This window comes from Burkholderia sp. ZZQ-2 (assembly GCF_050768715.1).
GTDB classification, from domain to species: domain Bacteria; phylum Pseudomonadota; class Gammaproteobacteria; order Burkholderiales; family Burkholderiaceae; genus Burkholderia; species Burkholderia cepacia.
This window is the reverse complement of record NZ_LDVA01000306.1, coordinates 37,739-52,975: the sequence shown is the minus strand read 5'-3', so window position 1 is coordinate 52,975 and position 15,237 is coordinate 37,739. Positions and strand designations below refer to the sequence as shown.

Here is a 15,237-nt window from a genome sequence, read left to right as displayed (position 1 = left end):
GCGATCTCGGTGCCGATCGGCCTCACCGCGCCCGACGACATCTGGCGCCGGCTCGGCAACCGCCTGCGCGCGCGCGGCGCCGGCGCGCCGTCCGGCTATGCCGATCCGCAAGGCGCGCTGCCGCTGCGCGAAGCGATCGCCGACTACGTGCGCCGTTCGCGCTCGGTGCGCTGCGATGCCGGCCAGGTCGTGATCACGAGCGGCACGCAGCAGGGGCTGCACCTCGCGAGCCAGCTGCTGCTCGGCGCGGGCGACCGGGCCTGGGTCGAGAACCCGGCCTATCGCGGCATCACCGCGCTGCTCGAGAGCACCGGGCGACACGACGCGATGGTGCGCGTGCCGGTCGACGCCGACGGCCTCGACGTCGACGCCGGCATCCGCCTCGCGCCCGATGCGCGCGCCGCGTTCGTCACGCCGTCGCACCAGTATCCGCTCGGCATGCCGCTCAGCATGGCGCGGCGCAACGCGCTGCTCGCGTGGGCACGTGCACGCCACGCGTGGGTAGTCGAGGACGACTACGACAGCGAGCTACGCTACGAAGGCTATCCGTTCCCGTCGCTGCAGGGTCTCGACCCCGATCGCGTGATCTACCTCGGCACGTTCAGCAAGATCCTGTTTCCGTCGCTGCGGCTCGGCTACGTGATCGCCCCCCACGATCTCGTGCCCGCGTTCTGCGGCGCGCGCGCACTGATGGATCGCCATGTGCCGACCGCCGACCAGCACGTGCTGGCCGCGTTCATCGCGGAAGGCCATCTCGACCGCCACATCCGCCGCGTGCGCGGCGTGTATGCGGAGCAGCGCGCGCTGCTGATCGACACGCTCGGCGCGCGGCTGCCGCGCGAGCGCGCGTGGGTGCAGCCGGGCGATCAGGGGATGCACGTCGTGCTGTGGCTCGCGGACGGCATCGACGATCTCGACGTGGTCGAACGCGCCGCGCAAGCCGGCGTCGCGGTGCGCGCGGTATCGCCGATGTTCGCGCCGGGCACGGCCCGCCCGGGGCTCGTGCTGGGCTTCGGCGGATTCGGCCGCGCGCAGATGGAAGCGGCCGCGCAGCGGCTCGCGGACGTCGTATCGTCAGCGGAATCGCGGCGGCGGGTGCCGCAAAAGGTTGTCGATGGGCAACAAACGTAATCGTCTGTAAATCCTGCAAGCAAACGGCCGTTTTAGCGGGCGTCGCACGTGGGTCGTTTGCTAGGATCGCGCCTCCTCCATCCGCGCTCCTGCCGCCTTGAACCGCTTCGTGCCGCTTCTTCGAGACGCGTGGCTCCGTTGCCGCGCCCGCGTCGCACCGCTGGCCGCCGCCAGCCGCGCGCGCATCCGCGCGCTGTGCGCCGGCGCATGGCATCGCCTGCGCCATCCGACGCGCCGCGGCGTCGCGCTGACGCTCGCCGCGATCCCGCTGGTCGGCCTGCTGGTGCTGCTCGCGTTCGTGCCGTTCACGCCGAGCATCGGCGACATCCGCAAGGCCCGCATCGACCGCCCCGCGCGCGTGCTGTCGGCCGACGGCCAGATCATCGCCGAATTCCGGCCCGTCAACCGCGAATGGGTGCCGCTCAAGCAGATCTCGCCGCACATGGTCGACGCGCTGATCGCGACCGAGGACCACCGCTTCTACGCGCATCACGGCATCGACTGGCGCCGCACGCTCGCGGCCGGGCTGCATACGTTCTCGGGCAGCCGCCAGGGCGGCTCGACGATCACGCAGCAACTCGCGCGCAACCTGTACCCGGACGAAGTCGGCCGCGCACCGACGCTCACGCGCAAGGTGAAGGAGCTGATCACCGCGTTCAAGATCGAGACGGTGTACAGCAAGGACGAGATTCTCGAGACCTACCTGAACACCGTGCCGTTCCTGTACAACGCGTACGGCGTCGAGATGGCCGCGCGTACCTACTTCGGCAAATCGGCCGACCAGCTCGACATCGTCGAAAGCGCGACGCTCGTCGGGATGCTGAAGGGCAACAGCTACTACAACCCGGTGCTGAATCCGGAACGCGCGGTCCAGCGCCGCAACATCGTGCTCGCGCGGATGGCGGCGATGGGCATGCTGTCGCCGCGGCAGCTCGCGCTATTGCAGCGCCGGCCGCTGCGCGTCGACTTCGAGCCGCAGACCGCTCAGCCGGGCCCGGCTCCGCACTTCGCGGTGCAGTTGCGCAAGTGGCTGATCGCCTGGGCCGACCGCAACAACTACGACCTCTACTCGGACGGCCTCGTCGTGCGCACGACGCTCGATGCGCAACTGCAGGACATGGCGACGCAAGCGCTGACGCAGCAAACCGATCGCCTGCAGGCAGTCGCCGACAGCGCATGGCGCGGCCCGTCCGGCTGCGGGCTGCGCAACGACCTGTTCCGCGGCTTCATCCGGCAGACGCCCGACTATCGCGACGCGCGCGCCGCTGGGCTCGCCGATGTCGCCGCGCTGAAGCAGCTCGGCGCGAATCGCGCGTTCATGCATGCGTTGTGCGAACGCAAGACGCAGGTGCAGGCCGGCTTCGTCGCGATCGACCCGCGCAACGGCGCGATTCGCGCATGGGTCGGCAGCCCCGACTTCGGCAGCGAGCCGTTCGATCACGTGGTGCAGGCACGGCGCCAGCCGGGTTCGACGTTCAAGCCGTTCGTCTATGGCGCCGCGTTCGCGGACGGCATGCGGCCGGGCGACACGTTCGTCGATCGCCCCGTCGCGATCCCGATCGGCACGCACGCGGTGTGGCGTCCGACCGATGCCGAGCCGCCGACCGACGCGCCGATGACGCTGCGCGACGCGCTCGCGCTGTCGCGCAACCGCATCACCGCGCAGGTGATGCAGCGCGAAGGCGCGGCCAGGGTCGCGCAGCTCGCTCGCGCGATGGGCGTGCGCGAAAGCCCGCTCGACGCGGTGCCGTCGCTCGCGCTCGGCACGAGCCCCGTCACGCTGAAGGAAATGGTGTCCGCCTACGGGACGATCGCGAATCGCGGCGTATACGTCGCGCCGCAGATGATCACGCGCATCGAGGATCGCGACGGCAAGGTGCTCGCCGCATTCAACAGCGCACCGCCCGAACGCGCGTTGCCGGTGGCCGCCGCGCAGACGCTGGTCGACGTGATGCGCGGCGTCGTCGATTACGGGACCGGCGAGGACATCCGTTCGCGCTACGGGATCCGCGTCGACGTCGCGGGCAAGACCGGCACGACGCAGGACAACACGGACGGCTGGTTCATCCTGATGCATCCGCAACTGGTGGCCGGTGCGTGGGTCGGCTTCGACGACGGCAACGTGACGCTGCGCAGCGACTACTGGGGCGCGGGCGCGCACAGCGCGTTGCCGATCGTCGGGGCGTTCTACGATGCGGCACTGCGTACGCGCGCGATCGATCCGCGTGCGCAGTTCTCGCCCGACTTCCGGCCGCGCAGCGCACCGGCGCCGGCGCCGAAACGGCGTCCGCACCCCGGCCTGTTCGACTGGCTGAGGTTCTTCCGCTGATCGTCGTGCCGGCACGCCACGCCGGCATGGACGACGGCGGCCCCGGCTACCGCCGCGTCGTCGTCGCGTGCCCGTCCGCGTACAGCCATACGGGTACGCCGTCGTCGCGCAACGCGGCGACCGGTTCGCCCATGCTCCAGTTCTGCGCGACCTCGACACGACGGACGTACCACGGCATCAACGTCGTGTGCCCGGCAGCGGCGTCGGGATCGTCGTCGAACAGCGCATCGTCGCCGAGCCGCGTGTAACGCGCCGGATGCAGCACGGTGCCGTCCGCGCGAAACACCGTCGCCCGCACGTCGTCACCGCCCTCGTCCTGCACGCAGGCCAGCCAGCCGTGATCGGCGCCCCAGAACAGGCCGGCCACGTCGTCGTAGCGCCCCTGCACGACCGTCGCGCCCGTCTCGAGATCGCAGATCGCAAACTTCGCCGGCTCGCCCGGCAGCACGCCGATCGCGTAACGCGTGAACAGTTCGCCCGGCACGGCTTCGTCATCGGGCAACCACGGCAGCGCCCCCATGTTGACGAAATCGAACGGCGTCAGCACGTGGCCCTGCCCGTCGACGATCGCGCAACGCCCGTCGTCGCGCCGCACGATATGGCGGATCGCGCCAAGCTCGGACAGCATGTCCGTCCGTTCGTCGTCGGTCAGCGTGGCGATTTCCGCGTAATGCGGCTCGACGACGACCCGGCCTTTCGCATCGACCAGGCCGACATGGCCGTTGCGCCACGCGAGGAAGGCGCCGCATTCGGACGACCATTCGAGCGCGGCCCACTCGGGCGGCGCGCGCCATTGCCCGTCGCGCCCGATCAGCCCCCACTGCTCGCCTTCGGATACCCCCGCGACGGCGCCGTTCACGAATTCATGTGCATCGTCGAAGCGCGGCGGAATCACCCACGCACCGTGCGTGTCGACGAAGCCCCAGCGGCCGTCCAGGCTCGCGGACGCAACCCCGCCGGTGAATTCGCCGAAATCGTCGAGCGACGGTTCGAGCACCCACGTGCCGTCCGTGCCCACGAGCCCGAACCGCTCGCCGACGCGCACGCACGCGACGTCGCCGCTGAAATCCCACACGGCGTCGAACGCCGGTTCGCGCACGATCCGCATCTCGTCGCCACCACTGTCGCCATCGCCATCGGCGAACAGCAGGCCGACCTTCCCGTCGCGCGCGGCCCACAGCAACCGGCGATCGCGTGCGCCGCTCGTCCACAGGTTCGTCCACGCGGGCGGCACGATCACGCGCCACGCGTCGTCGACTTCCCGCCGCACGCCCCACAGGCCGTTGCGCGCGCGAAAGCTGAACGTGCCGTAGCCGAGCCAGTTGCCGTGCACTTCGCCGGCGTCGAACATCTCGGCAAACGCCACGCCGCGCGGCGGCTCCTGTCGCTGGAAATAGTGATGCGACACGCCGCCGAACCCGAAGCCCCACGCCCAGTCGCGCCAGTCGGCGGGTGTATCGATCTCGAGCACGTCGCGCACGCCGCGCACGTCGCGGAAATCCATGCAGTTCGCGACCCGCCACCACAGGCGCGTGCAGTTGTCGCGCTCCTCGCGGATGTATTCGTCCGGATCGCCGCCGTCGAGCCATGACAGTTCGTCGAGATTCGCGGACAGCCGCGGTGCGCCATGCGCATCGCCGAACGCATCGATCGACTCGCCGAGGTGACGCACGAGCGCATCGAACTGGCGCGCGAGCGCCGGATCGTCGCCGGGCAGCGGATACGCGACGACGAACGACGCGAGCCGGCTGAGTCGCGCATGCGCCGCGCGTGCATCGCTGGCGAGGTTCGGCGTGCCGGCGTCGCCGAACACGCGCTGATCCGTTATCGCGTCGCCCGCGCCGCCGTCGGCCAGCAGCACGCGCCACAGCAGCGGAAAGTGATTGTTGGATTCCGCGAACTCGATCGTTCGCGCGTCGTCGCCGTCACCGGCCTGGAGATAGAGCCATGATCGATTGCCCATCGGAAGGGTCGCCCTCGTCGTGTCGTCGTGTATCGCGGTACGTCGGCTCGCACGCCGTCAGCGTGCCGCGGCCGGCGGCGAATCGCCGCGGCGCGCGACCCGATACAGCTCGGTGCCGTCGACCTGGAAACCCTGCACCGTGCGCAGCAGGACGCCCGTGGTCGAATGCTTCGTGGTGAAGCTGTTGCCCGTGATCGACGTGACCTGATACGGCGAGCCAATCGGCATCTTGATCAGCTCGCCGCCCGGCACCTCGAGCACACAGGCGCCCGGCGGCGCCTTGTCAGGGCCGTCGGTTTCCAGCTCGGCCTCTTGCGTCGGTGCCGTTTCGACACTCCATTGGCCGGCGTCGCGCCCGCGCAGCACGATCTTGCCGCCCACTTTCTCGACGCGCAGCGTCGCCGGTTTGCCGGCGGCCGGCGCGTAATCGCCGAGCAGCCCGTCGCAGGCACTGCCGGCTTGCGCGGACATCGAGACGAACAACATCAGACAGAAAACAGGAATACGCACGGCGGGCCTCTCAGGATTCGAATTGTTGTCGGAATGCCGGCGCGGGCGCGCACGGCGGCAGCGGCACGACCGGGTGCCGCCGGACGCCAATATAGCGAACGCGACCGACGTGCGCCAGCCCGCAAGGCTGCATTTCCACCTGAACGAAGTACCGGCCGGCCGATGTGGCAGGCAATGCGCTCAACCGGCCGCGAGCGTCGCGGCCAGCGTGTCGAACTCCGGCGCCCACGCCGCGCGCCACGCGGCCTTCGTCGCGTCGTCGACCCACGCGCCGTCGATCCCGTTCAGCATGAATTGCTTGAGATCGGCGACCGTAAAGCCGAAATGGCTGAACATCAGCTCCCACGCCTCCGACGGGTTGACCTTGTGCAGCGTCGGATCGTCGGTGTTCGGATGGATCTTCAGCCCGAGGCCCGGCATCTTGCGCATCGGATGCCGTTCCGCCCATTGCTCCGGCGGCAGCGTGCGCAGGTAGTACGAATTCGTCGGCACGACGGTGAAGACGATCCCGCGTTCCGCGTAGCGCGCGCACAGCTCGGGGTTGTCGACGATCGTATAGCCGTGATCGACGCGATCGACCTGCAACAGATCCACGGCCGTCTCGACGTTGCGCCACGGCATCCCGAACTCGCCCGCATGCGCGGTCGTGCGGAAACCGGCCGCGCGCGCATTGCGGTAAGCCTTCCAGAACAGCTCCGGCGGCCGGTCGTTCTCGCGATAGTCGATCCCGAGCCCCGCCACTTCGTCCGCGCGATGCGCCTTCATCCATTCGACGATCGCCACGGCCTCGTCCGGATCCTGCTCGCGGTCGATGCTCGGGATCAGGCGCGCGCCGATTCCGAAGTCGCGCGCGGCGTCGCGGATCGCCGTCACGATCGCGGCCTGCGCGTCCGCATACGCAATCCCCGACACCCGTACCGTGCCCGTCGGATTCCAGAAATATTCCGCATGCCGCACGTTGTGCGCGGCCGCATCCTCCAGATACTCGTAAGCGATGCGCCGCAGGTCGTCGGGCCGCGTGAGCAGATACTTGTCGAGCGCGCGCAGCACGTGCAGCACGCCGACCGGCTTCTCGCCGCGCGCATAGAACGCGTCGATCTCCGCGCGCTCGATCGGCGCGCCGCTGCGTTCCGCGAGCGCGACGAACGTGTCGTGCCGCACCGCGCCGAGCAGGTGGCAATGCAGCTCGACCTTCGGCAGCGCGTGGAAGAAGGCCCGATGGGCCGGCGTGATCTCGATGCCCGTGCGCGCGGCCGGGACGTTACCTGGTGTTGCCTTCATTGCAGTCTCGTTTTGGGTAGTGCCGATACGTCGCGAAAGCCGTCTCTCAGTGCGGCTTCACGACGGTCCAGAAGTAATAGCCGAGCGGCAGCGCGAGCACGACGAGCCCCCACGACACGTCGCGCCGGCGGCCGGCCAGCAGCTTGACGAGCACGTAGCACAGCAGCCCGCCCGCGATGCCGGTGCCGAAGCTGTTCGACATCAGCGTGAGCAGCACCATCGACATCACGAGCAGCGCATCGGTGAAGTCGTCGAAATGCGTATGGCGGATCGTTGCGAACATCGACAGCCCGATCAGGATCAGCGCCGGCGCGGTCGCCTCTTTCGGGATCGCGAGCGCGACCGGCACGAACAGCAGCATCGCGGCGAACAGCACGGCCGCGGCCAGCGACGACAGCCCGCTGCGGCCGCCGGCCTCGACGCCTGCCGCCGATTCGATCAGCGCGGTCAGCGCGGGAATGCCGAACACGGGCCCGATCGTCGCCGCGAGCGAATCGACGAGGAACGGCCGGTTGATGTTCGGCAGGTTGCCCTGTTCGTCGAGCAGGTTCGCCTTCGCGCCGACCGCGAGCGCGGTGCCGAGCGTCGAGAAGAATTCCGCCGCGAAGAACGCGAACAGGTACGGCGCGGCCGCGAGGCTCAACGCGCTGCCGATGTCGAGCTTGAACGCGATCGGCGCGACGCTGTGCGGCAGCGACACGAACGACGCGGGCAGATGCGTGACGCCGAGCGGCACGCCCGCCGCTGCGGCGACGAGGATCGCGATCAGGATCGCGCCGGGCACCTTGCGTGCCTGCAGCACGATCGCGACCGCCAGGCCGATCAGTGCGACGAGCGCACCCGGCCGCGAGAAATCGCCGAGCGCGAACGCGTTGGTCTTCGCGTTCGCGACGACCATCCCCGCATTGCGCAGCCCGAGCATCGTTACGAACAGCCCGATCGACGCGCCGAGCCCGAGCTTGATCTGCACCGGTATCAGCTTCATCACGACGCCGCGCGCGCCGAGAATCGTCAGCAGGAAGAACAGGATGCCCGACACGCACGCGATGCCGAGGCCTGTCTGCCAGCCCACATGCTCCGTCGTCGCGAGCGTCACGCCGATGATCACCGAGCCGCCGATGCCGGGGCCGACCAGGAACGGCAGGTTCGCGTAGAGCCCCATCAGCGTCGTGAACAGCACGAACACGACGATCGTCGCGGTTGTCGCCGCGCCGCGCTCCATGCCGCCCGTCGCGAGCAGCGACGGGATCACGACGAGCAGGTACGCGGCCGCGAGAAACGACGTGACGCCCGCGATCGTCTCGGTGCGCACGCTCGTGCCGCGCGCGGCGAGCGCGAAGCGGCGTTCGAGCCAGTTGGCCGGCGCACGCGCCGGCATCGTGTCAGTCGCTGACATGGTGGTTCTCCTGTGATTCCGAATATTGTCCTGTGTCGATGCACGCAGCGCGGTCTTATACTGCCGCGTACCGTATCCCGACCGTTATTGCCCGATGTCGTCCGACCGCTCGTCGCTGCTGCCCGCGCTCACGCTGCGGCAGGTCCAGCACTTCGTCGTGCTCGCCCACGCACGCAGCTTCACGCAGGCCGCGCAGGCGCTGTCGCTCACGCAGCCCGCGCTCACCGCGTCGATCCGCCAGATCGAGTTCCTGCTCGGCGGGCGCCTGTTCGCGCGTTCCGCGCACCGGCTCACGCTCACCACCGCTGGCGAAGCCGTGCTGCCGCTCGCCGAACGCCTGCTCAACCAGGCGCGCGGCACCTTCGACGACATGACGCGGCTCATCGGCGAACGCATCCAGACCGTGCGCATCGCGTTCATCCCGTCGGTCGCCGGCCGCCTGCTGCCCGCGCTCAACGCACTGCGCGACGCCCACCCGACGCTGCGCTTCACGCTCACCGACCTGCCCAACAGCGCACTCGTCGAGGCCGTGCGCGACAGCGTCGCGGATCTCGGCATCGGCGTACGCGAACCCGACAGCGACGACGGCACGCTGCGCTACCGGCAGCTGTTCGAGGACGAGATCGTGATCGTCGTGCGGCACGACGATCCGCTCGCCCGCGCGAAGAGCGTCACGTGGGCGAAGCTCGTCGATCGCGAACTCGCGGTGTTCGTGCGCGGCAGCGTCAGCGAATCGCTGCATCGCACCGGCGGCGCCGAGAAGCTGCGCCTGAACGTCACGTACCGGATGGAATACACCGAGCCGCTCTACGCGCTCGCGCGCAACGGCCTCGCGACCGCCGTGCTGCCGAGCCTCTATACGATGCATCTGCACGATCCCGAACTCGTTGCGTTGCGCGTCGACAAGCCGCGCGTCACGCGGGCGATCTCGCTGATCTCGCTCGCCGGCGACGATCGCGGCCCGCACGTGCGTACGTGCCGCGAGTGGATTGCGAAGCACATCTGATGGCGTCGACCGAGTGCGGTTCGCCGTTCGCCGCACGAGCGCCCGCGCTCAGGGCAGCTTCGCGATACGCTCGACGAGCGTCGCGTAGAAGCGGTCCGCGTCGACCTCGTTGATCCACGTCGCGTTCGCCGCGCGGCCGCTGCGCCCGTTCCAGTCGACGACGGTCTCGCCGAGCGTCCACTGCCCAGTCGTCTCGATCATCACGTTCACCTTGCGCCCGCCGAACAGCGTCGGATCGACGAGGTAGCCGACCGCGGTCGGGTCGTACATCGGCGCGTCTTCAGCGCCGCGCCGCTTCTTGTTGTACGCGAGTTCGGCATCCATGATGTCCGCGACGACCGCGCCGCAGCGGTTGCCGAGCGCACGGAACGGCGCGACGCGCGCCGGCGTGATCGGCGCCTTCACCGCGACATCGCGCGGCAGCACGACGATCGGCACGCCGCTGCCGAACACGACTTCGGCCGCCTGCGGATCGACATAGATGTTGAACTCGGCGGCCGGCGTGATGTTGCCGCGCTCGAAAAACGCGCCGCCCATCAGCACGATCTCGCGCAGCGCACCGCGAATCTGCGGCGCCTCGACCAGCGCGGTCGCGATGTTCGTCAGCGGACCGAGCGCGCACAGCGTCACGCTGTTCGGCGCCGCGCGGCTCAGCGTATCGACGAGATACGACACCGCGTGGCCGGCGGCAAGCGGCGCGCGCGGCACGGGCAGCTCGACGCCTTCGAGCCCCGTCTTGCCGTGCACGTTCGCGGCCGTCACGAGCTCGCGCACGAGCGGCCGCGGGCAGCCCGCGTAGACCGGCAGCGTTTTCGTGCGGCCGGCCCAGTCGCGGATGATCCGCGCATTGCGTTCGGTCAGGTCGAGCGGCACGTTGCCCGCGACGGCGGTCAGCGCGCGCACGTCGAGGCGGTCCTGCGCGCCCAGCGCGAACAGGATCGCGATGGCGTCGTCCTGCCCCGGGTCGGTATCGATGATCACCGTGCGGCGCGCGGCATCGCCGCCGGCGGCGAACGCGCCCGTTTCGGGCAGCAGCGCGGTGCCGGCCAGCGCGGCGGACAGTTTCAGGAAGGTGCGGCGGGATGCAATCGGATGGGTCATGGTCGGGCGCTCAGAAAACGTGCCGGACGCCGAGCGTCGCCATCATCTGGCGCGTGCCGGTCGAGCGCGCATACGCGAAGATCTGCGCATGGTCCGCGTCGCCGGCCGCCTGCTGCGCGATCACCGTCAGCGCGACGTCGGTGCGTTTCGACAGGTAGTAATCGGCCTGCAGGTTCACCTGGTGCCATTTCGGCCGCTTGTCGATCACGTCGTACTTGCCGTTCGTGAACGCATACGCGGCGCCGAGAAAGAGCTGCGGCGTCATCGTGTAGACGATGTTCACGCCGAGGTTCTGCAGGTGCAGGTGCGAATTGTCGAGGTAATCGTAGCGCACGTCGGTAAACATCGCGGCGAACTGCGCGCGGCCGATCGTGTAGAAACCGCCGGTGCCCGCGATCCGCTGCCGGCTGGCGTAAGCCGCGGGCGTCATCGCGCTCTTGCTGAAGATCAGCAGCGGCGACGCGTAGTCGTTCGCGATCGCGCCGTCCTGGTTCGTCGCGCTGTAAGGGTGGTTGTACTGCGCGTAGACCGCGCTCCAGCGCAGCGGGCCCTGCTCGTAGCCGAGCCCGAAGCTGTAGGCGCTGTTGTTCGCGAAGCCCGTCGCATTGCTGAAGCCGTACAGCGCGGTGAATTTCAGGCCGTGGTACACCGGGCTCACGTACTTCACCGAATTCTGCACGCGGATGTCGTTGTAGCCGTTGTCGTTGTCGCCGATGTTCACACCGTTGCTCGCGATGATCACCGGCCCGATGTAGTCGTGGATCGCATCGTACTGGCGGCCGAACGTCAGCGAGCCGTAGGTACGGTCGGCAAGGCCGACGTAGGCCATCCGCCCGAACTCGCGGCCGTTCTGCGCGGCCGTGCCCGTCATCACGTTGAAGCCGTTCTCCAGCTGGAAGATCGCGGACAGCCCTTGCCCGAGATCCTCCTTGCCCTTCAGCCCCCAGCGCGGGTTCTGGTTCGTGCCGGACAGCGCCTGCCAGGCGTTCTTGCCGCCCTGGTTGGTCGCGAACCCGACACCGGCCGAGATGAGACCGTACAGCGTGATGCTGCTTTGCGCACAGGCATGCGTCGCGAAGGCGCCGAGCATCGCGAGCGGGGCGAGCTTGTAGAGAGTTTTCATGCGGGTCGTGTGATCGGTGGTGGTCCAGGCGCGGCAGGGTTCCGCGAAACTGGCCTCGACTATACGAACCCGGATCGGATAATAAAAGTTTGCTTTTCTTATGTATCAATAAATCGGATTTATTCTCATCGTGGCATCGCCAGCAGCCATCAGCCTCGCGGACCGGCGGTCAATCCGCCGTGTCGCCGCCCTTCGGCACCTTCGACCACGCATTGCGCCCCGGCATCGGCGACCAGGCCGGGCGGGTCTTGCGCGCGCTGTCGACCACGACCAGATAACGGCCCGCGATCGGCGTGATGTCGCGGTCGCGACGCAGCACCCACAGCGACTTGCCGGCCTCGACACGCGCCTGATAATCGTCGTCGAGCAGGCCGTGACGATCGAAAAACGTGTTCAGCGACGCCGGAATCCGCACGCAGCCCTTCGAGTGCCGGATGCCGAGCAGCGCTTCGAGCCGGTCGGGATCGGTCGCATGCATCTGGAAGCGCATCGGCGACACGCCGCCCTTGCCCCAGCCGCGCTCGCCGTCCACCCAGCCGAAGTCGTAGATGCGCATGTCGCGGCGACCGTAGCCGCGAATGCCGTTCTCGTTCGTCGTGCCTTCCGCGCGGAAATCCATGTTGTCGGGCGAGTGATGGAACACGCCGAGCGGCGTCAGGAAATGGTCGTACTTGCCCGGCAGCCCGGTGCCGACCGGCGATGCGCCGATCATCAGCCACGCGTTGGCCGGCGTTGCACGGAAGTAGATGAAGAGCGCCTGCACGTTCGGCGCGCGGTCGACCATCGCGACGTATTCGCCGGCGAGGTCGCCGAGATCCGCATCGGCGAGCGCCTCCTGGAGCCGCTGGCTGTAGGCGCGCTGCTCGCTTGCGGGCACGTTCAGGCGCCGCGTGACTTCCTGCGTGAAGCGCTTGCGCATGTCGACCGCGCGCGCCGTCGCATTTTTCGCCTCTTCGGTCGATAGCGGCGGATGACGGCGTGGCGGTGTCGGCGCGGGTGCTTCGGCCTCGCTCGCGGCGGTGGCGGAAGCGGCGGAAGCGGCGGAAGCGGCGGAAGCGGCGGAAGCGGCGGAAGCGGGCGCGGCGGCGGAAGCGGCTGAGGCAGCTGAAGCGGCTGAGGCAGCGGAAGTGCCGGAAGCAGTCGATGCACCCGATACCGCGCTGGCAGGCTCCGCATGACGCTCGTGCGACGCTGCAGACGCGGGCTGTGCGGCCGACGCCCCCGACGACGCATGCGCAGGCAAGCCACGATGCGCATGAGACGCCGCCGACGCGGGCGGTGCAACTGATGAGGATGACGGAGCAACGGACGACGAAGCGTCGGACGCGGCAAACGCGGGCTGCCCGGCAAGCACGGGAACGATCAGGGCAACAGCGAGCGACACATACGCGGCGACTGTGCGGGTAGGGCAACGCGACTTCGACATGCGCCGCGTCAGGCTGAAAAGCATCATGCGTTCGAAGCCATCGGCCGATCCGGCCGCCGCATGCTGCTGTTGCGGGCGGCGCATCTTCCGCGCGAGCCATCGACACGTCCGGCGCATCGTGTGCGCCCGGCGCCGACGCCTCTTCGCGGCGGAGCCGTTCGCCGATGCAACGCGTACGGTCCGATGGCGGCTAATGAGTCGTCAGGCCCTTCATTCTACGCGTCCGAACAGGAATCTTCAGCGACGCAAGTCGCGGTTTCACGGCGAATTTGCGCTTCGTCACGCTTTGTTTCAACTCGTTGCCGCCTGCATCTTTCGATGCATGGCAATCTTGCTGGTTGGACATTCGAGTCCGACAAGGGGCGCTGCTTTTTCGCCGCGGTGCGAGGGCTTCGCCGAATCGATTCGGAAACCGGATCATTCCCGACGAGCCGTACGCACCGTACGCGCAGTGCAATGCCATCGCATGGCACGCATGCAGCACGAACCGTGCGACACGCGTGCACGATCGCCGGTCACTTCGAGATGGCTTCGAGCGCGATGCCCTTCGTGCGCGGCCCCATGAACCCGATCGCGGCCATCACGATCACCATCGCGCCCGCGATGAACGCGAACACGCCGAAGGTGCCGAAGCCCTTCAGCACGGCCGCGATCACGAACGACGAGAAGATCGCCGAGAAGCGGCTCCACGAATAGACGAAGCCGACGGCCCGTGCGCGGATCGACGTCGGGAACAGCTCGGCCTGATACGCGTGGAAGCTGTACGACATGATGTTGCTGGCGAGCGTGAGGCCGATGCCGAGCACGATCAGGAATGCGCCGACCGTCGTCTGGCTGAACAGCAGCCCGCAGACGACGATCGCCGCCGCCATCGCGACGATCACCGACTTGCGCTCGAAGCGGTCGGCGATCACGAGGCCGATCAGCGGGCCGACCGGTGCGGCGAGCGCGATCACGCTCGAATACATCAGGCTCGACGTGATCGTGATGCCCTGCTTGATCAGCAGCGTCGGCACCCAGTTCGCGAAGCCGTAGAAGCCGACCGTCTGGAACACGTTGAAGATCGTCATCATGATCGTGCGGTTGCGATACGGCTGCACCCACATGTCGCGGAAGCTGCCGCGCGGCGGCACGGGCTCGGCGGGCGCCGGCGGCGGCAGCGGCCGTCCGTATTCGGCTTCGACCTTCGCCTCGAGCGCGCGCATGATGCGGTCGGCTTCGTCGACCCGGCCCTGCTGCGCGAGCCAGCGCGGGCTTTCCGGCAGTTCGCGGCGAATCCACCACACGAACAGCGCGCCGTGCGCGCCGATCAGCACGACCCAGCGCCAGCCATCGAGGCCGAACGGTGCGTGCGGCACGAGCAGGTAGGCGAGGAACGCGACCACCGGCACCGCGACGAACCCGACCGCCTGCTCGCACGCGAATGCGCGCCCGCGAATCTGCTTCGGTACGAGCTCGGAGATGTACGTGCCGATCGTCACCATTTCGACGCCGAGGCCGAGACCGACGACGAAGCGCCAGAAGTTCAGCCCGGCCGCGGTGTCCTGGAACGCCATCACGACGTTGGCGGCCGTGTACCACAGCAGCGACCACGTGAAGATCGCGCGGCGGCCGAAGCGGTCGGCGAGGAAGCCGCATGCGATCGTGCCGATGAAGAGGCCCGAGAACAGCGCGGCGATGAAGCTCGCGACGCCTGTGGTGCCGAACAGGCCATGCGTCGTCGCGGAGAGGATGCCGCTTTTCACGAGGCCGGGCGCGACGTAGCCGCTGTAGAGCAGGTCGTAGAGCTCGAAGAAGAAGCCGAGGCTCAGCAGGACGACGAGCTTCCAGACGGTACGCGTGGGCGGTAGGCGGTCGAGGCGGGCCGAGATGGAGCCGGGGTCGACGGGTGGGGATTGGGCGGGTGCCTGCGAAAGGCTGTCCGTTGAGGCCATCGTGGGCGCGTCTCCTGTTCGTGTCGTGTAGTTGTCC

Annotated in this window: 11 protein-coding genes; 3 read left to right on the top strand and 8 right to left on the bottom strand. The window is 68.7% G+C overall.

Annotation, left to right across the window (positions count from 1 at the left end):
• Positions 1–1,131: PLP-dependent aminotransferase family protein (locus tag ABY44_RS27770; protein WP_431642768.1), on the top strand; the 1,131-nt coding region annotated here is incomplete at its 5' end.
• A 97-nt stretch (positions 1,132–1,228) separates the two neighbouring features.
• Positions 1,229–3,460 (top strand): penicillin-binding protein 1A, encoded by a 2,232-nt coding sequence (locus ABY44_RS27765; RefSeq protein ID WP_060170509.1) that lies wholly within the window; start codon positions 1,229–1,231, stop codon positions 3,458–3,460.
• A 46-nt stretch (positions 3,461–3,506) separates the two neighbouring features.
• Here ABY44_RS27765 and ABY44_RS27760 read toward each other — a convergent pair whose 3' ends face one another.
• The 4 genes from ABY44_RS27760 to ABY44_RS27745 all read right to left on the bottom strand — a co-directional run bounded on the left by ABY44_RS27760 (position 3,507) and on the right by ABY44_RS27745 (position 8,610).
• Positions 3,507–5,423: a WG repeat-containing protein gene (locus ABY44_RS27760; RefSeq protein WP_060170506.1), complete on the bottom strand. Its 1,917-nt coding sequence runs from the start codon at positions 5,421–5,423 to the stop codon at positions 3,507–3,509.
• A gap of 57 nt (positions 5,424–5,480) precedes the next feature.
• Complete coding sequence (locus ABY44_RS27755) at positions 5,481–5,933, bottom strand: hypothetical protein (protein ID WP_226112773.1); 453 nt, start codon at positions 5,931–5,933, stop codon at positions 5,481–5,483.
• Positions 5,934–6,113: 180 nt separating this feature from the next.
• Positions 6,114–7,214, bottom strand: coding sequence for an adenosine deaminase (add, locus tag ABY44_RS27750; RefSeq protein ID WP_060170504.1), 1,101 nt, complete (start codon positions 7,212–7,214; stop codon positions 6,114–6,116).
• Between the two features lie 46 nt (positions 7,215–7,260).
• On the bottom strand, positions 7,261–8,610 hold the full coding sequence (locus tag ABY44_RS27745) for an NCS2 family permease (protein ID WP_060170502.1): 1,350 nt from the start codon (positions 8,608–8,610) through the stop codon (positions 7,261–7,263).
• A 94-nt stretch (positions 8,611–8,704) separates the two neighbouring features.
• Between ABY44_RS27745 and ABY44_RS27740 the strand changes: the two genes are divergently transcribed.
• A complete protein-coding gene (locus tag ABY44_RS27740; RefSeq protein WP_027790547.1) occupies positions 8,705–9,616 on the top strand; it encodes a LysR family transcriptional regulator in 912 nt (303 codons plus the stop codon).
• A 48-nt stretch (positions 9,617–9,664) separates the two neighbouring features.
• Here the strand turns inward: ABY44_RS27740 and ABY44_RS27735 are convergent, their stop codons facing one another.
• The 4 genes from ABY44_RS27735 to ABY44_RS27720 form a co-directional block, all read right to left on the bottom strand.
• Positions 9,665–10,717: a nucleoside hydrolase gene (locus ABY44_RS27735; protein WP_060170499.1), complete on the bottom strand. Its 1,053-nt coding sequence runs from the start codon at positions 10,715–10,717 to the stop codon at positions 9,665–9,667.
• 10 nt (positions 10,718–10,727) lie between these two features.
• Positions 10,728–11,840, bottom strand: coding sequence for a porin (locus ABY44_RS27730; protein ID WP_059697066.1), 1,113 nt, complete (start codon positions 11,838–11,840; stop codon positions 10,728–10,730).
• A gap of 169 nt (positions 11,841–12,009) precedes the next feature.
• Positions 12,010–13,383 (bottom strand): hypothetical protein, encoded by a 1,374-nt coding sequence (locus tag ABY44_RS27725; RefSeq protein ID WP_431642766.1) that lies wholly within the window; start codon positions 13,381–13,383, stop codon positions 12,010–12,012.
• Positions 13,384–13,781: 398 nt separating this feature from the next.
• Positions 13,782–15,200 carry an MFS transporter gene (locus ABY44_RS27720; RefSeq protein ID WP_027790543.1) on the bottom strand — a complete coding sequence of 473 codons (1,419 nt, stop codon included), beginning with the start codon at positions 15,198–15,200 and terminating at the stop codon, positions 13,782–13,784.
• Positions 15,201–15,237 lie beyond the last annotated feature (37 nt).

Excerpts from the sequence above, each read along its gene's own strand:
- ABY44_RS27760 (WP_060170506.1), bottom strand. The coding sequence starts at position 5,423 with ATGGGCAATCGATCATGGCTCTATCTCCAGGCCGGTGACGGCGACGAC.
- add (WP_060170504.1), bottom strand. The coding sequence starts at position 7,214 with ATGAAGGCAACACCAGGTAACGTCCCGGCCGCGCGCACGGGCATCGAG.
- ABY44_RS27745 (WP_060170502.1), bottom strand. The coding sequence starts at position 8,610 with ATGTCAGCGACTGACACGATGCCGGCGCGTGCGCCGGCCAACTGGCTC.
- ABY44_RS27740 (WP_027790547.1), top strand. The coding sequence starts at position 8,705 with ATGTCGTCCGACCGCTCGTCGCTGCTGCCCGCGCTCACGCTGCGGCAG.
- ABY44_RS27735 (WP_060170499.1), bottom strand. The coding sequence starts at position 10,717 with ATGACCCATCCGATTGCATCCCGCCGCACCTTCCTGAAACTGTCCGCC.
- ABY44_RS27730 (WP_059697066.1), bottom strand. The coding sequence starts at position 11,840 with ATGAAAACTCTCTACAAGCTCGCCCCGCTCGCGATGCTCGGCGCCTTC.
- ABY44_RS27725 (WP_431642766.1), bottom strand. The coding sequence starts at position 13,383 with ATGCGCCGGACGTGTCGATGGCTCGCGCGGAAGATGCGCCGCCCGCAA.
- ABY44_RS27720 (WP_027790543.1), bottom strand. The coding sequence starts at position 15,200 with ATGGCCTCAACGGACAGCCTTTCGCAGGCACCCGCCCAATCCCCACCC.